The organism is Rhodococcus sp. P3_B8, assembly GCF_056402775.1.
In genome coordinates this window covers 69,803-91,991 of record NZ_JBFUGT010000011.1, presented here as the reverse complement: position 1 = coordinate 91,991, position 22,189 = coordinate 69,803, and the positions used below count along the sequence as shown (strand labels likewise).

19 protein-coding genes and 1 pseudogene are annotated in these 22,189 nt (G+C 69.0%); 13 read left to right on the top strand and 7 right to left on the bottom strand.

The genetic code is table 11. The annotated features are described in order from the left end of the window. The first annotated feature begins 120 nt into the window (after nucleotides 1-120). Entirely contained in the window at nucleotides 121-1,503 is a 1,383-nt protein-coding gene (locus AC1D1G_RS07480; RefSeq protein ID WP_477951604.1) for an MFS transporter, read from the top strand. Nucleotides 1,504-1,506: 3 nt separating this feature from the next. Here AC1D1G_RS07480 and AC1D1G_RS07475 read toward each other — a convergent pair whose 3' ends face one another. Further along, nucleotides 1,507-3,198 (bottom strand): PucR family transcriptional regulator, encoded by a 1,692-nt coding sequence (locus tag AC1D1G_RS07475; RefSeq protein WP_283354155.1) that lies wholly within the window; start codon nucleotides 3,196-3,198, stop codon nucleotides 1,507-1,509. Between the two features lie 178 nt (nucleotides 3,199-3,376). Here AC1D1G_RS07475 and AC1D1G_RS07470 point away from each other — a divergent pair, with 178 nt between their 5' ends. From AC1D1G_RS07470 to AC1D1G_RS07430, 9 genes are all read left to right on the top strand, one after another. Beyond that, nucleotides 3,377-3,823 (top strand): GlcG/HbpS family heme-binding protein, encoded by a 447-nt coding sequence (locus tag AC1D1G_RS07470; protein WP_005262083.1) that lies wholly within the window; start codon nucleotides 3,377-3,379, stop codon nucleotides 3,821-3,823. 152 nt (nucleotides 3,824-3,975) lie between these two features. Next, nucleotides 3,976-4,695, top strand: a complete 720-nt coding sequence (locus AC1D1G_RS07465) for an iron-containing redox enzyme family protein (RefSeq protein ID WP_009477440.1) — start codon at nucleotides 3,976-3,978, stop codon at nucleotides 4,693-4,695. A gap of 68 nt (nucleotides 4,696-4,763) precedes the next feature. Then, nucleotides 4,764-5,120 (top strand): Rieske (2Fe-2S) protein, encoded by a 357-nt coding sequence (locus AC1D1G_RS07460; protein WP_005245022.1) that lies wholly within the window; start codon nucleotides 4,764-4,766, stop codon nucleotides 5,118-5,120. Nucleotides 5,121-5,136: 16 nt separating this feature from the next. Next, nucleotides 5,137-6,375 carry an NAD(P)/FAD-dependent oxidoreductase gene (locus tag AC1D1G_RS07455; protein ID WP_477951603.1) on the top strand — a complete coding sequence of 413 codons (1,239 nt, stop codon included), beginning with the start codon at nucleotides 5,137-5,139 and terminating at the stop codon, nucleotides 6,373-6,375. Next, on the top strand, nucleotides 6,372-7,814 hold the full coding sequence (locus tag AC1D1G_RS07450; RefSeq protein WP_283354153.1) for an aldehyde dehydrogenase family protein: 1,443 nt from the start codon (nucleotides 6,372-6,374) through the stop codon (nucleotides 7,812-7,814). The genes AC1D1G_RS07455 and AC1D1G_RS07450 overlap by 4 nt, the downstream gene beginning before the upstream one ends. A gap of 29 nt (nucleotides 7,815-7,843) precedes the next feature. Then, a complete protein-coding gene (locus AC1D1G_RS07445) occupies nucleotides 7,844-8,206 on the top strand; it encodes a Rieske (2Fe-2S) protein (RefSeq protein ID WP_283336384.1) in 363 nt (120 codons plus the stop codon). Beyond that, complete coding sequence (locus AC1D1G_RS07440; RefSeq protein ID WP_477951602.1) at nucleotides 8,203-9,795, top strand: gamma-glutamyltransferase family protein; 1,593 nt, start codon at nucleotides 8,203-8,205, stop codon at nucleotides 9,793-9,795. Before AC1D1G_RS07445 ends, AC1D1G_RS07440 begins: the two co-directional genes overlap by 4 nt. Then, complete coding sequence (locus tag AC1D1G_RS07435) at nucleotides 9,788-10,228, top strand: RidA family protein (RefSeq protein WP_283336382.1); 441 nt, start codon at nucleotides 9,788-9,790, stop codon at nucleotides 10,226-10,228. The genes AC1D1G_RS07440 and AC1D1G_RS07435 overlap by 8 nt, the downstream gene beginning before the upstream one ends. A gap of 40 nt (nucleotides 10,229-10,268) precedes the next feature. Then, nucleotides 10,269-10,916: a GntR family transcriptional regulator gene (locus AC1D1G_RS07430; RefSeq protein WP_005262092.1), complete on the top strand. Its 648-nt coding sequence runs from the start codon at nucleotides 10,269-10,271 to the stop codon at nucleotides 10,914-10,916. On the opposite strand, the gene AC1D1G_RS07425 is transcribed toward AC1D1G_RS07430, so the two are convergent. Beyond that, nucleotides 10,891-11,028, bottom strand: coding sequence for a hypothetical protein (locus AC1D1G_RS07425; protein ID WP_477951609.1), 138 nt, complete (start codon nucleotides 11,026-11,028; stop codon nucleotides 10,891-10,893). The genes AC1D1G_RS07430 and AC1D1G_RS07425 overlap by 26 nt on opposite strands. Here AC1D1G_RS07425 and AC1D1G_RS07420 point away from each other — a divergent pair. Next, nucleotides 10,982-12,165 (top strand): annotated as a pseudogene (locus tag AC1D1G_RS07420) (MFS transporter). The gene AC1D1G_RS07425 and the pseudogene AC1D1G_RS07420 overlap by 47 nt on opposite strands. 7 nt (nucleotides 12,166-12,172) lie before the next feature. On the opposite strand, the gene AC1D1G_RS07415 reads toward AC1D1G_RS07420, so the two are convergent. Together AC1D1G_RS07415 and AC1D1G_RS07410 are read right to left on the bottom strand one after the other, a co-directional pair. Then, the gene (locus tag AC1D1G_RS07415; protein ID WP_283354149.1) at nucleotides 12,173-13,489 is read right to left on the bottom strand and encodes a M1 family metallopeptidase; all 1,317 of its coding nucleotides are present in this window, start codon (nucleotides 13,487-13,489) and stop codon (nucleotides 12,173-12,175) included. Then, nucleotides 13,486-17,376: a Pls/PosA family non-ribosomal peptide synthetase gene (locus AC1D1G_RS07410; protein ID WP_283354148.1), complete on the bottom strand. Its 3,891-nt coding sequence runs from the start codon at nucleotides 17,374-17,376 to the stop codon at nucleotides 13,486-13,488. Before AC1D1G_RS07410 ends, AC1D1G_RS07415 begins: the two co-directional genes overlap by 4 nt. A gap of 220 nt (nucleotides 17,377-17,596) precedes the next feature. Here AC1D1G_RS07410 and AC1D1G_RS07405 point away from each other — a divergent pair, with 220 nt between their 5' ends. Together AC1D1G_RS07405 and AC1D1G_RS07400 are read left to right on the top strand one after the other, a co-directional pair. After that, entirely contained in the window at nucleotides 17,597-18,298 is a 702-nt protein-coding gene (locus tag AC1D1G_RS07405; protein WP_283354147.1) for a YciI family protein, read from the top strand. After that, nucleotides 18,298-19,533, top strand: coding sequence for an RNA polymerase sigma factor (locus AC1D1G_RS07400; protein ID WP_477951601.1), 1,236 nt, complete (start codon nucleotides 18,298-18,300; stop codon nucleotides 19,531-19,533). The genes AC1D1G_RS07405 and AC1D1G_RS07400 overlap by 1 nt, the downstream gene beginning before the upstream one ends. Here AC1D1G_RS07400 and AC1D1G_RS07395 read toward each other — a convergent pair. Genes AC1D1G_RS07395 through AC1D1G_RS07385 form a run of 3 tightly spaced genes read right to left on the bottom strand, consistent with a single transcriptional unit; the run spans nucleotide 19,530 to nucleotide 22,173 of the window. Continuing rightward, complete coding sequence (locus AC1D1G_RS07395; RefSeq protein ID WP_477951600.1) at nucleotides 19,530-20,555, bottom strand: agmatine deiminase family protein; 1,026 nt, start codon at nucleotides 20,553-20,555, stop codon at nucleotides 19,530-19,532. The genes AC1D1G_RS07400 and AC1D1G_RS07395 overlap by 4 nt on opposite strands. Continuing rightward, complete coding sequence (locus AC1D1G_RS07390) at nucleotides 20,552-21,550, bottom strand: nitrilase-related carbon-nitrogen hydrolase (RefSeq protein ID WP_283336372.1); 999 nt, start codon at nucleotides 21,548-21,550, stop codon at nucleotides 20,552-20,554. The genes AC1D1G_RS07395 and AC1D1G_RS07390 overlap by 4 nt, the downstream gene beginning before the upstream one ends. Nucleotides 21,551-21,552: 2 nt before the next feature. Beyond that, nucleotides 21,553-22,173, bottom strand: coding sequence for a TetR/AcrR family transcriptional regulator (locus AC1D1G_RS07385; RefSeq protein ID WP_283336371.1), 621 nt, complete (start codon nucleotides 22,171-22,173; stop codon nucleotides 21,553-21,555). Nucleotides 22,174-22,189 lie beyond the last annotated feature (16 nt).

The window sequence follows — 22,189 nt, the reverse complement described above, 5'->3', positions numbered from 1 at the left end:
ACGGAATCCTGTGTTCATAATTAGGCTTGCCTAACCAAATTTGGCGAGCGGGGCGCGGCAAGGGATCCCGGCGAGAACGGGCATCGCCGGAACGCGAATTCTCGGATGAAAGTGGACTCTATGAACACGGCGGTCGGTCAGGCTCAGAGTGCAACCGCGGGTGACGAACGCGGACCCGGCACGTCGCCCGCGCTGGCGGCGCTGCTCGCCGGAACGTTCGTCGGCACGGTCAGCAACAACATCGTCAACGTTCCGTTGAACGCGATCCTCACGGACTTCGACGCCGGTCTGGGCAGCGGCATCTTCGTCGTCGTCGGATTCCTCCTCACGTTCGCGGCGACGATGCCGCTGGCCGGGTGGATCGGAGACCGGTTCGGGCGCAGGCGCGTGTACTGCGCCGCCCTATTGGGAACCGCGGTCTGTTCGCTCGGCGCGGCGCTCGCGCCGTCCCTGCCCGTGCTCGTGCTGTGGCGGTCGCTCGGCGGGATCGCCGCGGCCGCGTTCGCGCCCGCGGTCATGGGCCTGATCGCGTGGTTGTTCGGGCCCGCACGGCGAGCGCGCGCCGTCGGCGCCTGGGCTGCGGTGAACGGGATCGGGCAGGCCGTGGGCCCGTCCATGGGTGGAATCGTCAGCGACTGGTGGGGCTGGCGGTGGGCGTTCGTGTTACTGGTGCCGGTCGCCCTGATCGGGTACGCCGCGACCCTCCGCTACATCCCGCGCTACCCCGGCAAGGAGATGCGGCTCGACGTGATCGGAGCGTCCACCGTCACACTCGGCGCGGTCCTGCTGATCCTCGGCCTCACGACCGTCTCGATGGAGCAGGTGCCCGCCTGGGTCAGCATCACGACCATCGGCGGCGGAGTCGTCGTCACGGCCGGGTTCGTGCTCCACTGCCGGCGGGCGGCGAACCCGTTCGTGCCCATCGACCTGGTGATCGAATCGCGGTTCCTGCGTAGTGCGCTCGCTGCCTTCACCCAGATGTTCGCGCTGGGTGCCCTGCTGCTCGCGCTTCCGCTCTACCTGACGGGCACGGGCAGTTCGACCACGCAGGCGGGGCTGATGCTCTTCGTGCTACCGGTCGTCATGACGTGCGTGGCGCCCGTCGTCGGGCGTCTCGTCGACAGGATCGGGGCCCGGGTGGTGATGCGAACCGGTCTGGCGGTGTTGGTCAGTAGTCAAGTGGCCCTGGCGATCACGTTGTCCGCGGACGTCCGGAACCCGGTCGCCGTCGGCGCCGTGCTCCTCGTCGCCGGAGTGGGGATCGGCATGGTCCAGACACCCGCCGCGGCCGGTTCGACCCGATCGCCCGCCGGGGCCGTCGGAACCGGCCTGGGACTGTTCAACCTCATCCGCTTCGGTGGCTCGGCCGTGGGCGCCGCCTGGGTGGGCGTGGCCGCGCACCTGTCGGCCGATCCGTACGGACTGCTGTTCGCCGTGGCGGCCGTCGTCGTGCTCGCCGGACTGGCCGGGACGTTCGCCGGCGAGAACCCGGTGGCCGGCTGAGGGCTAGCGGGTCACGATCTCGTGGTTGACGGTGTCCTGCACCTGGGAGAGCAGATCGAGACGGAGAGCCAGCCACAGCGTGAACTGGTTCTCGGGTTCCCGGATATCCATGCCGATGAGCCGAGACGTGCGATCGAGCTTGGCGATCATCGTGTTCCGGTGGATCCGGAGGCGCCGTGCGGCGGCGTTGATGTTGCCGCCCTCCTCGAGGTAGGCGAACAGCAACTCCTCGGTGTCGGCATGCGAACTCGACGCCCGAAGGGGACCGAGAACGTCACGGATGAGCCGTCGGCTCTCGTCGGTGTCGGTGGCGCGGGCGAGCACACTGAACCCGCGAAGGTCGTTGTAGGCCACCGAACCGGACAGTCCGAGCCGCTGGGCGATGCCCAGGGTGATGCGGGCCTCGCGGTAGCTTTCCCCGACATCGCGGGCACCCGCCGCGGGACGTCCGTGGGCCACCGGAATCCGCTGACCCAAACGGGTTTCGAGATCGAGCGACATGGCGTGGGCGTACTCGCTGATCTCGGATTCGACACCCGGCGTGTCGACGGAGCTCAACGATCGGATCACCACGAGCACGTCGCCGATGACGGTGACGTGCGAACGTACGCCCGGACGCGGCAGGACGCCGGCGGCGTACCGTGCCAGCCGGACCATGCTCGCGCCGGGTCGTCCCGACGCCCGGTCGACGAGACCGGGGGCGACGAACACGATGTAGTGCAGGTCCAGATCGATCTCGTGCAGCGCGGCCCGGGTGCGCAGGTCGTGGTCGTTGGCGAAGTTTCCGTGCACGAGGGCCTGGACGAAGTCTCCGCGCGCCCGCTCCTCGGCCTCGTCCACGCTCCGCTGCCGGAGCATCTCGGTGCCGATGATCGTTCCGGCCTGTTCGACGACCACCCGGTGCTGTGCGATGTCGTGTCTGCGGGGGTTCGCCCCGGGGACGACGACCACGATCCAGCCCTCGTAGCGGCCGGCGAGTTGCATGGCCCCGGCGACTGCCGTCGTGGGCGCGAACAGTCCCTCCGGATGCTCCAGGCGGAACACGTGAACGTTGTGCATCCGTGCCGGTGGTGATTCCTCGAGGCGCGGCAGGGCGTCCGCGAGAGCCTCCAGCAGGGCGACGGTGCCCGCGTCCTCGACGTCCGGGAGGCCGGCGTGCGCGAGGAGGCGTCCGCGGACGTCCAGGGCGACGGCGACGTCCGAGGTCAGCGTCGCGACCTCACGGATCAGCATCGGCAGGCCCGCGCCGCGGTGCAGCAACCCCGCAAGCGACTGGTGCACGGTGAGGGCGTAGCGCATCACGTGCGCTTCCTGGGTGAGTGCGCGCTCGGCGAGGAGCCGGTTGAGTGCGGTGAACCCGACGGGAAAACCCAGCTCCACGACCGTGAGTCCGGTCGGCCAGACCGTGCCCACGGGCGCCGACCCGTCGACGAGAAGGACCCCGGCGCCCCGCGCCACCAGCGACTCGAGTTCACGTCCGTGCGCGGACAGCGTCTCGGGCCGGGTGTACACAGCGACCTCGGCGAGGGAATCGGGCCTGCTCAGCACCTCACCCCACGGCAGGCACCACGTCACCGGACCGCTCAGGGCGTCCGTGCCGGACAGCAGCCGGGCCGACGCGAGCAGGGGCTCTTCCAGCAGGCCGCGTAACGACAGTCGCTCGTCCTCTGCGGCCGGTGTCGTGGTGTCGTCCACTGCGGACCCTCCTCGGGTGGTCGAGAAGTGCAGTATGGCGGAGCGCACGCCTGCACTGCCTATGCACTATGCCCTGATTTCGCCGAGAGTGCCGGATAGTTTGACCATGGTTCCTCCGGCGATGCCGGTGATAGAAATCGGTGYATCACTTCCTCCCGAATACGCAACGGAGAAGACAATGCATCAGGTTCACCGAATCACCCTCGACGACGCACTCCCACTGCTCGCCGCGGGACGCGCGAAGGCCGAGGAAATCGGCGTCAAGCAGACCCTGTGCGTCTGCGACGACGGCGGCAACGTGCTGGCTCTGCACCGACTGCCGGGAGCGCGCCTCACCGGCGTCGACATCGCGATCGCCAAAGCGTTCACCGCCGCCGGCCACGAGCGGGCAACGCACCTGTTCAACGAGGCTCCCGACGGTCCCGCGTTGCCCGGGAACGAGGCATTCGGCATCAGCCAGATGCTGCCGGGCAAGTTCGCGGTGTTCGTCGGCGGATTTCCCCTCGTCTTCGACGGCCAGATCGTCGGCGGCATCGGCATCAGCGGCGGAAACGGCAAGCAGGACAAGGCGGTCGGTGCGGCGATGCTGGCCGAGTTCGAAGCCCTCGCCGCAGTACCCAGCTGAACGTCCACGATGTGCCGACAACGTGCACATCGAAACCCTTCCAACGCAGTCACTTCGACCGTGGTCGGGCAGACCGGGAGTCGATAACGTCGAGTTCACTCCAGTCGGAGCATCCCCAACCAATCTCATACTCGAGGAAGACGAGGCACATCATGACCGAACTTCTAGGCAGGGACGATTTCCGCGCAGCTCTGGAGAACGCGATCAAGGGCCGCGAGGCGAAGAACGCGTCGTTCAGCAAGGCGTGGGCCGAGGGCAAGCTCGAGAAGCACCATTTCGCGCGGTGGGCGGAGAACCACTACCACTACGTCGGACCCTTCGCCGACTACCTCGCGAACATCTACTCGAACACCCCCGACACCTTCACCAATGCAAAGGATTTCACCCTCCAGAACATGTACGAGGAGGAACTGGCCGACATCCGGCACACCGACCTCCTCATCAAGTTCGCCGAGGCGTGCGGCACCACGAAGGAACGCGTCGAGGACCCGTCGAACATGAACGCGATCACCCGCGGTCTGCAGTCCTGGTGCTACGCGGTGTCGCAGCGTGAGCACTTCGTCGTGGCCACCGCCGCACTCGTCGTCGGACTCGAGTCGCAGGTACCGAGCATCTACAAGAAGCAGATCGTTCCTCTGCGTGAGGTGTACGGGTTCACCGAGGACGAGATCGAATTCTTCGACCTGCACATCACGTCGGACGTCGTGCACGGTGAGCGTGGATACCAGATCGTGCTCGACCACGCAGATACCCCGCAGCTGCAGCAGCGTTGCCTGCAACTCGTGCAGTGGGGAGCCGAGATGCGCTTCTCGTACACGAAGGGGCTCTACGACACGTACGTGGCAACCGACCTCGAGCTCGCGACCGCCTGACCGTGCGCAGGGAGGGGCCCGCATCGGGCCCCTCCCGACGCAGGCATCTCGCCCGACAGGAGAGAACGATGGAGACGAACTGGACCCGGCTGGTCACCGTCCGTGAGCTCGGCCGCCGCCGAAAGCTTCGCGTCGAGGTCGGCGACACCGCGGTCGCCCTGTTCCAGGCCGACGACCGGATCTACGCCTTTCGTGATCTGTGCATCCATCAGGATCGGTCACTGGCGAAAGGCACCCTGCTGCACGGGCGGGTCATCTGCCCAGGCCACCAGTGGGCGTTCGACCTCGACACCGGCTACGAGGAAGACCAGGACCTGTGCCAGCCGACCTACGCGGTGAAGGTCGAGGACGACGTCGTCTACGTGGATCTCACCCGCAGCCCCGATTACGCCGAGACCGCGACTTCGCCGGCCGAAGTCGACTGAGAGAGCGAGTGACCCCATGACGTTGAACACCATCGTCACCATCGGCGCCGGCCAGACCGCTGCCGTCGCGGCGCGCACCCTGCGACGCCGAGGATTCGACGGCAGGATCCTCCTCGTCGGCGACGAGTCGCACGCGCCGTATCAGCGGCCACCGCTGTCCAAGGAATTCCTTGCCGGGCAAGAGGATCGCGAATCGTTGATGCTGCTTCCCGACGCGTGGCGAGACAAACAGAACGTCGAACTCCTCACCGGCACGACGGTGACCCGGATCGACGCGAGCGGTGGTTCGGTCGAACTGTCCGACGGGCGAAGCATCGCGGCCGACGCGGTACTGATCGCGACCGGCGGCAGACCGCGCACGATGCCGGTGAACGGGCCTGCGCCCGAACGGGTGCACTACCTGAGGACGATCGACGACGCCGAACGGCTCGCCGCCCACCTTCGTCCCGGCGTCGGTCTGGTGCTGATCGGCGGAGGCTTCGTCGGACTCGAAATTGCCGCCACTGCGACAGCCCTGGGCGCCGAGGTGACCGTCTTCGAAGCGGACCAGGTGCCACTCGCTCGAATCCTCGGACCCGAGATGGGCGACGTCTGCACTCGATTGCAACGGGAGAACGGAGTCACCGTCCGCGGCGGCGTCCGGGTCGACACCGTGACGACCCAGCCGGACGGCGTGCTCATCGCGCTCGAGGGCGGAGAGGTGATTTCGGCCGACGTCGTGGTGGTGGGCATCGGGATCGTCCCCAACGTCGAGGTCGCGCGGGCCTCCGGACTTGCCGTCGACGGCGGAATCCTCGTGGACGCGCAGGGGCGGACCTCGACTCCACACGTCTACGCCGCCGGCGACGTGGCAGCGCGATTCTCCGACGCGGCAGGCAGGCACGTTCGCGTCGAACACTTCGACAACGCGAGCAAGCAGGGGGCGGCGACCGCGAACCTCATGCTCGGACGCGTCGGGGTGGTGGACCCCGCGCACTGGTTCTGGTCCGATCAGTTCGGCAAGAACATCCAGTTCACCGGCGCGGCCCGCTACACCGACCTGGTATTTCGCGGCAGCGCCGACGACGGCGAGTTCACCGCCTTCTATCTGGACAGCGGTGTTCTGCGCGGCGCCTTCACGCTCGACCGCGGCGACGAGATCAGCGCGGCCCGAGAACTGATCGGCCGGTCGATCGCGCCTGCCCGGTTGGCGGACGAGGACGTCGACCTGTTCGACCTGATGGACGATGACGAGGAATTGGTGACGGTGTCATGATCGAGGGACTCAATCTCATTGACGGGCAGTGGGTCCCGTCGTCTTCCGGCGCGACGTTCGAGCGGCGCAATCCCGCGGATCACGACGACGTGATCGGCGTGTTCCCGGATTCCACGGAGGCCGACGTGGATGCCGCCGTCAGCGCGGTGGCCAAGGCGGCGCCGCAGTGGGCCGCGACGCCCCCGGAACGCCGCGCGGCAATCCTGGAAGCGGCGGCCGCGCACCTCGAGGCGCGGGCAGGCGACCTCGTCGACGAACTCGTCCGCGAGGAGGGCAAGACCCGGACGGAGGCGACCATGGAAGTCGGTCGCACACCGATGAACCTGCGCTTTTACGCGGGCGAGGCGCTCCGCACCACCGGCAGCACGTACCCCACCCCGGGGGAGGGACTCGTCATCACCCTGCGCGAACCTGTSGGAATCGTCGGGGCGATCACCCCCTGGAATTTCCCGCTCAACATTCCGTCGCGCAAACTCGGACCGGCGCTGGCCGCCGGAAACGTCGTGGTGTTCAAACCATCCGAACTCACCCCGCTGATGGGACAGCGGCTGGTCGAGGCGCTGCTGGCCGGGGGGCTTCCGGCCGGTGCCCTCGCCCTGGTCCAGGGTTCCGGTCGCGCCGGCGGCGCGGTCGCGGCGGACGAGCGCGTCGATGCCGTGACGTTCACCGGCTCCACCCACGTGGGCCGTGCGATCCACGCGGCGGTGGGTCCGTCTCGCCGCAGCCAGCTCGAGATGGGCGGCAAGAACCCCGTCGTGGTCCTCGGCGACGCCGACGTGGACAAGGCGGCCGCACTGATCGTCAAGGGCGCCTTCGGATTGTCCGGGCAGGCGTGCACGGGCACCAGCCGGGTGATCGCGGTGGACGAGATCCACGACCGGTTGCTGGACCGCGTGGTGGAACTCGCCGAAGGGATCACCGTCGGCCCGGGCGCCGAACCGGGTGTGGGCATGGGAGCTCTCGCGAGCAAGGCGCAGCTCGCCAAGTTCCTCGAGTACGTGCAGATCGGCCGCGACGAAGGAGCCGAACTGGTTTGCGGCGGAGCAAGTCTCGACAGGGGGAACGGCTATTTCGCTGCTCCGACCGTGTTCGCCGGTGGCAGCCCTGACATGCGGGTGGTCACGGACGAAGTGTTCGGACCACTGCTGGTCTTCCTGCGGGCGTCCGGCTTCGACGATGCCGTCGCGCTCGCGAACGACACCGAATTCGGGCTCAGCGCGGGAATCGTCACCAACGACGTAACGAAGGCGCTTGCGTTCGCGGGCCGTTCCGAATCGGGCCTGGTGAAGATCAACCAGCCCACCACCGGCATGAGCATGAACGCTCCGTTCGGCGGATACAAGGCCTCGAGCACGCAGACCCACAAGGAGCAGGCGGGTGACTCGATGATGCAGTTCTACCAAGCCGAAAAGACCGTCTACCTCAGCCCTTCGGCCTGAGACCTACCTGTCGACAGAGGGAGAAGACCATGGAATTCACTCGCGTTGCGCGCTCCGGACAGGTTTCCGAAGGCATCGTGCGCCGCTTCTTCGCCGGTGAACACGAGTTCGCCGTGGCCCGCCTGAACGGGAAGGCCTACGCCACGTCCAACTACTGCACACACCTGGACTGCCTGCTCTCGTCCGGGAAACTCGTCGACGACGGTATCGGATGCTCCTGCCACGGAAGCGTGTTCGATCTGGAGACCGGGGAACCCGTGTGCCCACCGGCGACGGTGGCCATCAAGACCTACCCGGTCGAGGAACGTGACGGCGAGATCTTCGTCGGCGTCGACCCCGACGACACCAGTTCCATCCCGCGCCGGCGGGCCGCGCGGGGGTGCATGAAGTGAACCCCCGACCGTCCACTCTCTCCGCCGACGGCATGGTCTCGTCCAGTCATCCCGCGGCGAGCACGGTAGGTGCCCGCGTTCTGGCCGACGGAGGCAACGCCATCGACGCGACGCTGGCCATGGCCGCGATGACCTGGCTGACGTTGCCGGGGCAATGCGGAATCGGCGGTGACGCGTTCGCCGTCGTCCGCGAACCGGACGGATCGGTGTGGACGGTCGGGGGCAGCGGCTTCGGGCCCGACGGCGGTGACGTGGACTTCTACACCGAACGTGGGCTGCGGTCGATTCCCCTCGACGGGGCGCTGGCGGTGGCGGTTCCCGGGGCGCCGGCCGCCCTCGGCGCGTTGCACGCGGGTGGCGCCACCCGCTCGCTGATGGACCTCTGGGCACCGGCGGTGTGCGCGGCGGAGAAGGGGCTTCCCTGCTCGGCCAAGACCCGCGACGACGTGCGAGAGGCGCAGACCGCGATCGCCGCCGACCCCGGACTGCGTGCGGTGTACCTCCCGGACGGCCGGTTGCCGCAGGTCGGGGAGCGGCTGCCGCAGCGCGACCTGGCCCGGACCATCGAGGCACTGGCGCGCGACGTGCACGGTTTCTACACCGGCCCGTTCGCTCAGCAGGCGGTTGAGGCGCTCCGCGCCGGTGGGGCGCCGTTCGGCGGGGACGAGTGGGCGGCAGGCGCCGACGTGCGACGGGAGTTCGCGATCAGCGGGCACTACGCCGGCGCGGTCGTTCACCAGACGCCCCTGCCCACCCCCGGATGGATGGTGCTGCAGCAGGCGGCGCTGAACGACGGCGTCGTCGGCTTCTCGCCGTGGCTCACCGCTCCGGCCGTCGATCGCATGGCGCGAGCGGCCCGTCTGGCCTTCGAGGATCGGTTCGCGACCTGCGGCGCCGGCAACGACGGGTGGCGGGCCGTGCTCGAGCCGACCGCGATCGGGGCGGCGAGAGACAGGCTGGACGGCCGCCGGGCGTCGTCGGGCGCCTTCAGCGTGAGCGCCGGTGACACCACCTCGACCGTCGCGGTGGACTCCGACGGCCGCGCGGTCAGTTTCATCCACTCGCTCGCCTTCACGTTCGGCGCCAAGATGACCGTCCCCGGCACCGGAGTGGTGCTGAACAACCGATTCGGCCGCGGGGCCTATCTGATCCCGGGGCATCCCAACGCCGCGGCGCCGCGGCGTAAACCGCTGCACACCCTCAACGCGTGGGTGATCACCGATACGTCCGGGAATCTCCTGCACGTCGGGAACACCCCGGGCGGGGACGGGCAGGTGCAATGGAACATGCAACTGATCTCGCACCTGCTCGATCACGGACTCGACCCGGCGGAGGCCGTCGCGGCGCCCCGCTTCACGGTCTTCCCGGGCAGTGACGCCGATGTGGTCGGCCGCCCGGCGGAACTGCGGTGCGAGTCCCGCATTCCGGAGGAGGTGCGCACGGAGTTGGAGAGCCTGGGTCACGACGTCGCACTGCAGGGTCCGTGGGCCGCCGGTGGGAGCGCGCAGATCATCTCCCTCGACGCAGCGCGCGGCCTGCTGTCCGGCGCCGCCGACCCCCGCCAGGAAGGAATAGCACTCGGTGTCTGAGCAGGAATCCGTCGCCGCCGCCCCACGGCCCCAGGGCCGCTACATTCCCGCGGTCGTGCACGACGGGATCGCGTACAGCGCCGGGATGACGCCACGCCGCGACGGTGTGCTCACGGTTACCGGCGTCGTCGGACGGGACCTGGACATCCCGCGGGCCCGGGAGGCGGCCGGGTTGGCGGCGAGGAACGCGATCACCGCGATAGCCTCGGCCGTCGGCGGCACGGCGGCGATCTCCCGGTGCCTGCGCATGAGCGTCTTCGTCGCCTGTACCCCGGACTTCCGTGAGCTGTCCGCGGTGGCCGACGGCGCGTCGGACGTGCTGGTCGAATGCCTGGGGGCCGACGCTCTGCCGGTGCGCAGCGCGATCGGCGTGTACGCCCTGCCGTCCGGCGCACCCGTGGAGATAGAGCTCACAGTGGCTGTCCGTGCATAGACCCGCACCCGGCTCCAGGTGTTAAATACTTCTTGTGTCTATGTTGTATTCCGCCGCGGAGCAGGCCTATCGCGAGGTCAAGGAGCTCATCCTGTCGGGCGGTCTGCCCGGCGGTGAGCTGATCAGCGAGGGCGAGATCGCCGGGCGCATGGGGCTCAGTCGTACCCCGGTGCGCGAAGCCTTCCTCCGGCTCGAGTCCGAGGGCTGGATGCGGCTGTACCCGAAGCGGGGCGCGCTCATCGTGCCCGTCGCGGACGGCGAGGCGGAGCACGTGGTCGACGCCCGGCAACTCGTCGAGACGCACAGCGTCCGGGTGCTGGCCGACCAGCCACACGCCCGCGAACTCCTCGTCGCCCGCCTGCGCGAGAACCTCGTCGAGCAGCGGGAGATCGCCGAGCGCGGCGACGTCGCCGCCTTCAGCGCCGCCGACGCCGACTTCCATCGGATGATCGTCGAGGCGGGCGAGAATCCGCTGCTCGCGACGTTCTACTCCAGCATCCGCGAGCGTCAGCGACGCATGACGGCACACTCGATCACCCGTGACCCGGGACAGCTGCCCAGGATCATCGCCGACCACGAGCAGCTGACCGAACTCGTCGAAGCGGGTGACGCCGCCGGGTTCGACGCCGCGGTGCTCGTCCACATGCGCCAGGTCCACGCCCTCAACCCGAGAGGAGTTGCGCGATGACCGTCGTCCGCGAATCCCCGATCGAGGTGCCGGAGACCCTCGCGTCGCCGCGCGCCTGGCTGCTGGTGGCCGCGACCATGTTCGCGGTCGCGTGGGGCGGCAACGAATTCACGCCGCTCCTCGGCATGTACCGCGCCGATCACGGTTTCTCGCCGGTCACGGTCGATCTGTTCCTGTTTGCCTACGTTGTCGGAATCGTGCCCGCCCTCCTCCTCGGCGGACCACTGTCCGACCGGCTGGGCAGACGGCCGATCCTGCTCCCGGCACCGTTCCTGACGATCGCCGGCTCCGCGCTCCTGGCCCTCGGCGCCGACTCTGCGGCCATGCTCATCGTCGGCCGCGTCCTGTGCGGGGTCGCGCTCGGCCTCGGCATGGCCGTCGGCGGCAGCTGGGTGAAGGAACTGTCGACCGCGCCGTGGGATCCCGCGGCCACGGACGGTGCCGGTGCGCGACGGGCAGCGATGAGCCTGACCGGCGGATTCGGTCTCGGCGCGGGCGTCGCCGGCGTCCTCGCGCAGTGGGCGCCGCTGCCGAGTGTCCTGTCGTACGTTGTGCACAGCGCGATCGCCGTCGCCGCTGCCGTCGCACTGTGGCGAGCCCCGGAGACCCGCGCGGCCCAGCCGGTCTCCGAACGAGTCTCGCTCGCCCGCGACCTCGCGATCCCGTCCGCCGCCCACAAGCGATTCCTGTTCGTGATCGCGCCGCTCGCACCCTGGGTGTTCGGCACTGCGGCCGCCGCCTACGCGGTCCTGCCGTCGCTGATGTCCGGGAACACCGGTGGGCTGCCGCTCGCGTTCTCGGCGCTCATGTGCATGGTCGGCCTCGGGGCGGGATTCGCGATCCAGGCGCTCGGACGCAAGATCGACACCCCCCGCAACGCGCGTGCCGTCGTGGTGTCACTCGTCGTCGTCCTCGTCGGAATGGGCGTCGCCGCCGTCGCCGCGTCGGCGCTGACCGTTCCGCTCGCGCTCGCCGCCGCCGTCGTGCTCGGCTGCGGATACGGCATGGCCATGGTGTCGGGACTGCAGGAGATTCAGCGGATCGCGGGCCCGAACGACCTCGCCGGACTGACCGCCGTCTTCTACTCGCTCACGTACCTGGGATTCGGGACGCCGGCCGTGATGGCCTACCTGTCCGAGACGTTCCCAGCGGTGACGTACCCGAGAATGTTCCTCTTCGGGACGATGCCGCCGGCTGTCTTGCGCTCGCACTCACCAAGTGGCGCGCGCACCTGCCGAACCCGGAGTGACCGCAACTCACATCGGCGGCAGAGTCTTCTCGCCGAGCCAGGAATCCCACAGCAGGCGCAGCGGCTCGTCGGTGTAGTGGGTGGCCAGGTCGGTGAACTGCTCGCTCGTGACGGTGGAGTGGCGATGGGCCAGGGTCCACTGCCGCAGCAGCCCGAAGAACTTGTCGTCGCCGAGCCGTCGTCGCAACGCGTGGAGCGTCAGCGCGCCGCGCTTGTAGACGCGGTCGTCGAACATCAGCTGCGGTCCCGGATCGGCGATCACCAGGTCCTGCGGCTTGCGGGCCAGGCCCTGATGCGCCTGCTGTGCGAGCTGGTGCGCCGAAGGGCCGCCCGAGTTCTCCGACCAGATCCACTCCGCGTAACAGGCGAAACCTTCGTGCAGCCAGATGTCCCGCCACTGACCGAGTGTCAGGCTGTTGCCGAACCACTGGTGGGCGAGTTCGTGCGCCACCAGACGTTCGTATCCGCGCCGGCCCGTGCAATGGTTGGCACCGAAAATCGACAGTCCCTGCGCCTCGAGCGGGATCTCCAGCTCGTCGTCCGTCACGACCACCGTGTAGTCGGCGAACGGGTACGGGCCGAACAGTCGGGAGAACACGTCCATCATCTGAGGCTGCCGGCCGAAGTCCACGTCGAACGTCGGACGCAGCCGCGGCGGGTGGACGGCGAACATGGGGACTCCGGCGGAACCGAGGCTTCGGCGTTCGTACGGCCCGATCTGGATGGTGGCCAGATAACTCGCCATCGGCTCGGTCTGCTCGTACACCCACGTCGTCTGGCTGGCCCGCGTCTGCCTGCTCACCAGCGCACCGTTGGCCACCGTGTAGTACGGCGAATCGGTCGTGATCGCGATGCGGTAACTGGCCTTCGAACTCGGGTGGTCGTCGCACGGGAACCAGGACGCCGCCCCGTTGGGCTGGCTGGCAACCAGCGCGCCCTCGGACAACTCCTCCCAGCCGACCTCACCCCACACACTGCGGATCGGTTTCGGCGAACCCCCGTACTGGACGGTGAGCACGAGGGCGCCGCCCGCGGGGATCGCCTGCGCGGGCGTGACGACCAGCTTGCCGTTCCGATGCAACCACTTCGTGTTGCGGGAACCGTTGGTCGCGACCTTCGTGACGTGCAGATTGGACGCCAGATCCAGGGCGAACCGGGAGCGGGCCTCGGTGGTGACCGCGGTGATCGTGGCCTTGCCTGCCAGCCGGTTGCTGTGAACCTTGTAGGTGAGGTCGAGTTCGTACCGGGACACCCGGTATCCGCGGTTTCCGTTCTGGGGGAGATACGGGTCGACCGGCTCGTCGATCCCCTTGTCAGCCTTCACGTGGCCGCCCAGGGGGCGATCGGATTTCCCTGCCACCGCGTGGACGGCGGCACGGTGTCGCCGCGCATGACGAGCGAGGCCGGGCCGACCGTGGCGCCTTCGCCGATCCGGGCGGCGGGCAGCGCGACACAGTGCGGGCCGAGGGTGGCGCCGGCTCCGAGGATGACGGTGTCCATGGACATGATCCGATCATGGAACAGGTGAGTCTGCACGACACACCCCCGTTCCACGGTCGCGCCGTCGCCCAGCGTCACGAGATCCGCCTCGGGCAGCCAATAGGTTTCACACCACACACCCTTGCCGATGGTGGCTCCGAGGCCCCGCAACCAGACGTTGAGGACGGCGGTGCCGGTGGCGGCACGGGCGAACCAGGGTGCGGCGACCGTTTCCACGAAGGCGTCCGACACCTCGTTCCGCCACACGAACGAACTCCACAACGGGTGCTCGATCTTCCCGATCCGACCCACCACCAGCCACTTCGCGATCACGGAGATCAGCCCGGCGACCGCGCCCGCGACGAGGAGGACGACACCGCTCGCCAGCGCCGCGAGCCAGAAGCCGATGTGGTGAGCCAGCACCTGCAGCGCGAACAGCACGCCGAGGCCGATTCCGAACGTCACCGTCACCGGGATGAGGCGGCACGTCTCCACGACCGCGCGGGCGATCTTGAGCCGGACCGGGGGACGGAACGTGCGGGAGGCGTCGGTGTCGCCGGGCGCCCTGCGGAGGCGGACCGGGGGACTGCCCAGCCAGGAGGAACCGGATTTCGCCTTCGACGGCGTGGCCGAGAGCACCGCGACGAGACCGTTCTTGGGCACGCGCCGACCCGGACCGGTCATCCCGGAGTTGCCGAGGAAGGCGCGCTTGCCGACCTTCGCGTGTTCGATGTGCATCCAGCCGCCGCCGAGTTCGTAACTCGCGATCATCGTGTCGTCGGCGAGGAATGCGCCGTCCGCCACGGTGGTGAACTTCGGCAGCATGAGCACGGTCGACGCTTCCACGTTCTTGCCGATCCGGGCGCCGAGCAACCGCAGCCATCCCGGCGTCAGGAGACTCGCATACAGCGGGAACAGGAACGTGCGGGCGGAGTCCATGAGTCGTTCGGTGGCCCACACCTGCCAGCCGATGCGACTGCGGACCGGGTGGTAGCCCTCACGCAGCCCGATGGACAGCAGCCGGACGGACACGACCGTGAGGACGGCGAATACGGCGAGGCTGACGAGCGTCGCGACGGGAAGGATCACCAGCGACTGGAGTACGGCGGATCCGATCGTGCCGGCGTCGCGGATCCACCAGCCGATGACCACGATGCCGGCGACGAGGGCGAAGATCGGCAGTCCGGCGATGAGCATCGACGTCACGCCGAACGCGGGAACCCAGTAGGCCGCGCGGCGTGGAGTCTCCTCGGGCCACGGGTGGACGGCCTTGCCGACCTTGACCGCCGGTGAACCCGCCCAGTGCTGATTGGCCTTGACGCGTCCGAACACGGCGGAACCGGCCTCGACCTCGGCGTTGCGCCCGATGGTGGCGCCGGGAACCAGCGTGGACCGGGCGCCCACCGACGCACCCGGACCGATCTTGATGGCGCCGATGTGGACGACGTCGCCGTCCACCCAGTGCCCGGACAGGTCGACCTCGGGTTCGATGGAGCACCCGTCGCCGAGCTCGAGCATGCCGGTGACCGGCGGGAGCGTGTGCAGGTCGACGCCCTTGCCGACCTTCGCGCCGAGCGCCCGCGCGTAGTAGAGCATCCACGGCGCGCCCGACAGGTTCGCGGCACCGCTGGCCTCGGTCAGGCGCAGCGCCACCCACAGCCGCAGGTGTTCGCTGCCGCCTCGGGGATACGTTCCCGGCTCGAGTCCGCGCAGCAGGATCCGCGAACCGATCACCGAGATCGCCATCCGGCCGACCGGGCTGATGAACGCGAAGAACGCGAGCAGAATCCACCACCACGACACCGTGGGCGCCCACGGCACCGTCGTGAACCAGGAGAAGACGTTGTTCGCGATGGCCAGCCACGTGACCCACTGCAGGCCCGTGAGCGTCGTCAGGGGAACGGTCGCCGCGATCTGCGCGAGCTGGCTCCGACGCGGAGTCGGCGTGACGAGGCGGGGTTCGGCGGCGTCGATCGGCGCCAGCTCGTCGAGGTATTCCGCGAGCGAACCGAGCCGCGGATGGTCGTACAGTTGCGCGACCGTCACCTCGGGGAACCGTTCGCGCAGCGCCGTGACCAGCTGGGCCGCCGAGAGCGATCCACCGCCGAGCTCGAAGAAGTCGTCGTCGGGGCCCGTGATCTCGGCACCGAGAATCGCCGTCCACAGCCCCGCGACCCAGGCCTGCGTGCCCTCGAGACCCAGTTTCTCCGCGGCGTCGTCGACACCCGGCGGGGGCCAGGGCAGGGCGTTCCGGTCGACCTTGCCCGACGTGCGGGTGGGCAGTTCGTCGACCAGGACCAACCGGGGAACCAGCGCCGCCGGCAGCTGCTCGGTGAGCGCCGCGTGCGCCGCCTTGAGGTCGAAGTCGGGGTTGGTGCTGACAAGGTAGCCGACGAGTACCTGGTGACCGGCTCCGGTCCGGCGGACGGCAGCGGCGGCGCCGCCGACGCCGGGAAGGTTCTGCAGGGCGTTGTCGACCTCGCCCAGTTCGATCCGCCTGCCACCGAGTTTCACCTGATCGTCTGCGCGACCCTGGAACAGAAGTCCGCGGCGGTCGAGGCGGACGAGGTCGCCACTGCGGTATGCGCGATCCCAGCCGAGTGTCGGCATCGGTGCGTACTTCTCGGCGTCTTTCTGCGGGTCGAGGTACCGGGCCAGGCCGACACCGCCGATGACCAGTTCGCCCACCTCGCCCTCGGGGACGGGTTCACCGGTCGCGTCGACCACTGCGAGGTCCCAGCCGTCGAGCGGGAGGCCGATACTGACCGGACTCTTGCCGTCCATCAGGGCGCCGCACGCCACGACGGTCGCCTCGGTGGGCCCGTACGTATTCCATACCTCGCGTCCGTCGACGGCGAGACGCTCCGCCAGTTCGGGTGGGCAGGCCTCGCCGCCGAAGATCAGCAGGCGCACGGCCTCGAGGGCCTCGGCAGGCCACAGCGACGCGAGGGTCGGCACCGTCGAGACGATGCTGACGTCGCGCGCGACGAGCCACGGGCCGAGGTCCATGCCGCTGCGCACCAGGGATCGGGGCGCGGGAACGAGGCAGGCGCCGTGACGCCACGCGAGCCACATCTCCTCGCAGGACGCGTCGAACGCGACGGACAGTCCGGCCAGCACCCGATCGCCGGGCCGGATCGGGTCTTCCTGCAGAAACATCCGGGCTTCGGCATCCACGAACGCCGCCGCATTGCGATGGTTCACCGCGACACCCTTGGGGGTGCCGGTGGAACCGGAGGTGAAGATGATCCACGCGTCGTCGTCGACGGTCGGCGGACGGGCGCTCGGCGACTCGGCCCTGTCGGGGGCGGTACCTGCGGTGATCCCGGTGCCGGTGATCACGCACCGGACCTGCGCCTCACCGAACACGAGTTCGGCGCGTTCCTCGGGGTCGTCCGCGTCGACCGGCACGTAGGCGGCGCCGACGGCGAGCGTCGCCAGGATTGCGACGTAGAGCGAGCAGGATCCGGACGGCATTCGGATTCCGACGCGATCGCCGGCCCCGACTCCCGATTCGGCCAGGACCTCCGCGGTCTGCCGGATCTCCTCGAGCAGTTCCTGGTAGGTGAGCGACGTCGAGCCGTCGTCGATCGCCGGGGCTTCGGGGTTCGCCTCGGCCGTCGCGAACAGGATGTCGACGAGTGTGCGCGGCGCCGGTGCGAATTCACGGCGGAGGAATTCCCGGGGTATACGGAGCGACAGGTCCGAATCCGTCGGCGACTGGAGAGACAATCCAGAATTCCTTCTCTGAGCGGGTGGTGGTGCGTACGGCTCGTTATCTCACGATCAAGTGGCCAGATGGTGAACAGTTGGTGGTTCGTAGGGCTTCGTCGTCCATTCTTCACCCGCAGGTGCCGGTTCTCTCACCGCACGTGTCGAAGTTCGTCCCTCTTCTTCGTCGTCTGGTCAGAAGGAGCACCCGAGTTCCTTCTTTTCGAGGAAGGATGACCCCATGTACTACCTGGCATTGCTGGCGGACGAGAAGAACGCCACCGAATGGGCACCGGACAGTCCGGAGTTTGCGGTGGCCGTTGCGCGCCACCAGGCGTTCACGGAGAGAGCGGGCTCCGCGATCGTCGGAGGGGGTGCCTTGTATCCGAGCGCGGAGGCGGCGACCATCCGGAACGAGGGCGGCCGGGCGCTGATCACGGACGGTCCGTTCGCGGAGACCGCGGAGGTGATCGGTGGTTTCTACGTCCTCGAGGGACCGGACCTGGACGAGGTGCTGAATGTGGCGCGGCACATCCCGGAGGCGATCATCGAGCTGTGGCCGATGTTCGAGTGGATGCCCGTGACCGATCAGACAGGCTGCTGGATGGCGCTGCTCCGCGAACCGGTGGCGGCGGCGGTGGCGCCGGGCACACCCCAGTGGGACGAGGGAATGGCCGAGCACGAGAAGTTCGGTCGGCTCGCCGGGTCCGCGGTGCGTGGCGGCGGGGCCCTCTATCCGCCGGACTCCGCGACGACGATCCGCGTTCGCGACGGGGAACTCCTTCTCACCGACGGCCCCTTCGCCGAGACAGCCGAGGTCGCGAACGGCCTGTACGTGCTCGCAGCCGAGGACCGGGAGAGTGCGATCGCGTTGTCGGCGAAGATCCCGGTGACGCCGAAGGGCTGCGTCGAACTCCGGCAGATCGTCGCCTACGCCGAGTAATGGACGGCGACACGCTGAGCCGCGTCTTCCGGGAGGAGTCCGGTCGGGCGCTGGCGACCGTGGCACGGATGGTCGGCGACCTGTCCCTCGCGGAAGATGCGGTGCAGGAGGCGTTCGCCGAGGCGATCCGCAGCTGGCCGGAGGCGGGACTGCCCAAGAACCCGGGAGCCTGGATCACGACCGTCGCCCGCAACCGGGCACTGGACCGGTTGCGCCGGGAGTCGTTGCGCGGCGACAAGGAGCACGATGCGGCGCGGCTCGTTCCCCCTCCGGACGAGGAAGAGGTGTGGCCGGTGCGTGACGACCAGTTGCGGCTCATGTTCACGTGCTGCCATCCTGCGCTGTCCCCGGAGTCGCAGGTCGCGTTGACTCTCCGCCTGGTGGCCGGGCTGAGGCCGGCGGAGATCGCCCGGTTGTTCCTCGCCCCGGAACCGACCGTGTCCCAACGGCTCAGCCGAGCGAAGTCGAAGATCCGGACGGCCGGTATCCCCTTCCGGGTCCCGCCCGACCATCTGCTGCCCGAGCGCACCCCGCAGGTACTCGCCTGCATCTATCTGGTGTTCACCGAGGGCTATTCGGCGACGTCGGGCGACACCGCGATCCGCGACGAACTCTGCGAGGAGGCGCTGCGGCTCGGCCGGTTGCTGTGCGAGCTGATGCCGGACGAGGGTGAGGCGTGGGCGCTGATGGCGCTCATGCTGTTTCACGACAGCAGGCGTGCTCAGCGAACGGACGACGCGGGTGATCTCGTCTCACTCGAGGAGCAGGACCGTCGGCGTTGGGACCGGGCGAAGATCGCGGAAGGCGTCGTGTGCCTGCGGGCCGCACGGCGCAGGGGAAGCGGTCCGTACAGCGCGCAGGCCGCGATCGCGGCCGCCCACGCGACGGCGCCGAACTGGACGGCGACCGACTGGAACGCCGTCGTCGCCGGATACGACGAACTCGGCACGTACGGTGACTCGCCCGCCGCCCGTCTCAATCGCGCTGTCGCAGTGAGCTTCCGGGACGGCCCCGACGCCGGCCTCGCCGAGTTGGACGCACTCGCCGGGGAGCCGAGGCTGGCGCGGACGCACACCGTGCACGCGACCCGCGCCGACCTGCTGCGCCGAGCGGGCAGGCCCGCCGAGGCGAGCGCGGAGTACCGCGCCGCGATCGGTCTGGCGGCGAACGACCCGACCCGGCGATTCCTGGCGAGGCGGCTCGCGGAAGTGGACAGCGAGAACAGTGCCCGCTAGATCCGCCCGCGAGGCTGGTGCTGGGTGATGCAGTGGATGCCGCCGCCCCGCGCGAAGATCTGCCGGGCATCGACCGTGACGACGCGGCGACCGGGGTAGACGCTCGACAGGATGTCGCGGGCGAGGGCATCGTGAGGGTCGTCGAAGCCGCATGCGATGACGCCGCCGTTGACGACGAGATGATTGATGTAGCTGTAGTCGACCCAGCCCTCCTCGTCACGCAGGACCGTCGGGGCAGGCACCTCGACGATCCGCCACGGCGCACCTGAACGGTCACGGCTGTCGGACAGAACTTTCAGGATCTCGGCGGACACCTCGTGGTCGGGGTGGGATCGGTCGCGCTGGGAGTGCACGAGAGCCACCCCGGGTGCGGGTAGCGCCGCGACGATGTCGACGTGCCCCTTGGTGCCGAACTTCTCGGAATCTCGCGTGAGGCCGCGGGGGAGCCAGACGACGTGCTCGGCGCCGATCGTGCGCGCGAGTTCCGCCTCGACTCCCGCCGCGTCCAGGCCGGGGTTGCGCAGCGGGTCCAGTTGCACGGTCTCGGTGACGAGCACGGTTCCGCGACCGTCGACCTGGATCCCGCCGCCCTCGTTGACCATCGACGACGGGACCGGCTGCGCACCGGACCACCGGGTGACGGCCGCGCCGATCGACCGGTCGCGATCCCAGGTCGCCCACTCCTGTTGTCCCCAGCCGTTGAACGTCCAGTCGACGGCACCGAGGCGGTCGTCCTCGTCGAGGACGAACGTGGGTCCGATGTCGCGCATCCAGGCGTCGTCGAGGGGAACCTCGACCACATCGATGTCCGCGGACAAGTACTGCCGGGCGACATCCCGATCCGCCGGATCGACGACCATGGTGACCGGCTCGAATTCGGCGATCGTGTGGGCGACGGCCGTCCACGCGGTTCGCGCCTCGTGCGCGTCGTCCGCGGTCGCGGTCATCGAGGCCCCGAGGGGCGGGAACGCCATCCACACCCGTTCCTGCGGTTCGGTCTCGCTCGGCATCCGCCAGGTCATGACCGGGTCTCCGCGGCCGATACCGTCGTCGGAAGTCCGTAGGGGTGCTCGTGGTCCACGGGATCCGTCAGCCGGGTGTACGTGTCCGGCCTGCGGGTGGTCAGGAACGGGAAGAGATCGAGCCAGTCCTTCCGCTGATCGAGGTCGAGATCGGCCACCAGGACCGCCTCCTCGTCGCGGGGAGCAGACACGAGCACGCGGCCGTACGGGTCGGAGATGAACGAGGAACCGTAGAAGTCGATGCCGCCCTCGTTGCCGCAGCGGTTCGGGACCACCATGAATGTGCCACTGGTGATGCCGTTTCCGACGATCACGTGCTGCCAGATCGGCTGGGTGTCGAAGGACGGGGCGCTCGGCTCCGACCCGATAGCGGTGGGGTAGACGAGGATCTCGGCGCCGCCGAGCGAATACATCCGCGCGACTTCGGGGAACCATTCGTCCCAGCACGTCGGCAAACCGAGTGCGGCACCGTCCAGTTCGCCCGGGCGGTAGACGGGGTAGGCGTCGTCGGCGGGACCGCCGCGGAAGTAGGTGTCCTCGTAGTAGCCGGCGCTGACCGGGATGTGCAGCTTGCGGGTCCGGGAGAGCAATTCACCGGACGGGGCGACGAGGATCGCGGTGTTGAAACCGAGACCGTCGGGGCCGTCGGCTCGTTCGTAGAGGGAAGCGTGGACGCAGACCCCGTGCCGGGCAGCGGCGGCGGCCGCGAAACTGTACGTGGGGCCGGTCGTGAGGTGCTCGGCGTCGCGGCCGGGGGCCCCGGTCGCGCGGGTGTCGGCGGGGTACTTCGACAACGTGAGTTCCGGCAGGAACACCACCGCAGCGCCGAGTGCGGCTGCCTCGCCGATCGCGTCGGTCAACGCGGTGCGCAGTGCGTCCGCATCGGGTCGCCAGCGGTGCTGTACCAGTCCGACCCGCAGCGGTGTGCGGGCGGATTCGGTGAAGCGCGCCGGTGAGGACGGTGCTGGCAGTGCGGTGATCGTGCGAATGGTCATGGTTATTCCTTCGGTGTGGGTGTGACGGGGGTGTCGGCAATGTGGTGGGTGGGCTCGGACATCACGACGTCGATCGCGCCGAGCAGATGGGAGCGGGCGTCCTCGGTGGAGATCTCCTTGCAGAGCCACCGCCCGGACAGACCCTCGACGAGGGCCGTCATCGTGATCGCGGTGGGCTGGGGGTCGAGCGAGCGGGAGATCTCGCCGGTGACCTGCGCCTGGGCGATCGCGTCGGCGATCTCCGACACCCACGCCGCGGTGGTCCGCGCGAGGGGCTCCCGCAGCGCCTCCTCGTACACAGCGGAGGCGCGTAACTCGTTCCAGGCCAACGAGTTCTCTACGACCTCGGGACGGTCCTGGATCTCCCCGAGGAGGGAGCGGGTGAGGCGGTCGCGAGCGGAGTCGCCGGATCCCTCACCCTCGCTGCGGTAGGCGCGGGCACGGTCGTTGATGTAGTTCAGGGCGGCCTCGAGGAGGCCGATGCGATCCTTGAAGTGGTAGTACAGCAGTCCCGGCGACACGCCCGCGACCTCCGCGACATCGTTGACGCGAAGCCCGCGAATGCCTCGTTGGGCAATGGCCGTCGCGCTGGCCTTCAGAATCGCATCGCGTCGCTCGCTCATCGGTGAATCTCCTTCG

Bases quoted from the DNA above. Each gene is read 5' to 3' on its own strand.
- AC1D1G_RS07395 (WP_477951600.1), bottom strand. From the start codon at position 20,555: ATGACCTGGCGGATGCCGAGCGAGACCGAACCGCAGGAACGGGTGTGG.
- AC1D1G_RS07445 (WP_283336384.1), top strand. From the start codon at position 7,844: ATGGAATTCACTCGCGTTGCGCGCTCCGGACAGGTTTCCGAAGGCATC.
- AC1D1G_RS07385 (WP_283336371.1), bottom strand. From the start codon at position 22,173: ATGAGCGAGCGACGCGATGCGATTCTGAAGGCCAGCGCGACGGCCATT.
- AC1D1G_RS07460 (WP_005245022.1), top strand. From the start codon at position 4,764: ATGGAGACGAACTGGACCCGGCTGGTCACCGTCCGTGAGCTCGGCCGC.
- AC1D1G_RS07465 (WP_009477440.1), top strand. From the start codon at position 3,976: ATGACCGAACTTCTAGGCAGGGACGATTTCCGCGCAGCTCTGGAGAAC.
- AC1D1G_RS07455 (WP_477951603.1), top strand. From the start codon at position 5,137: ATGACGTTGAACACCATCGTCACCATCGGCGCCGGCCAGACCGCTGCC.
- AC1D1G_RS07390 (WP_283336372.1), bottom strand. From the start codon at position 21,550: ATGACCATTCGCACGATCACCGCACTGCCAGCACCGTCCTCACCGGCG.
- AC1D1G_RS07480 (WP_477951604.1), top strand. From the start codon at position 121: ATGAACACGGCGGTCGGTCAGGCTCAGAGTGCAACCGCGGGTGACGAA.
- AC1D1G_RS07400 (WP_477951601.1), top strand. From the start codon at position 18,298: ATGGACGGCGACACGCTGAGCCGCGTCTTCCGGGAGGAGTCCGGTCGG.
- AC1D1G_RS07470 (WP_005262083.1), top strand. From the start codon at position 3,377: ATGCATCAGGTTCACCGAATCACCCTCGACGACGCACTCCCACTGCTC.
- AC1D1G_RS07405 (WP_283354147.1), top strand. From the start codon at position 17,597: ATGTACTACCTGGCATTGCTGGCGGACGAGAAGAACGCCACCGAATGG.
- AC1D1G_RS07430 (WP_005262092.1), top strand. From the start codon at position 10,269: ATGTTGTATTCCGCCGCGGAGCAGGCCTATCGCGAGGTCAAGGAGCTC.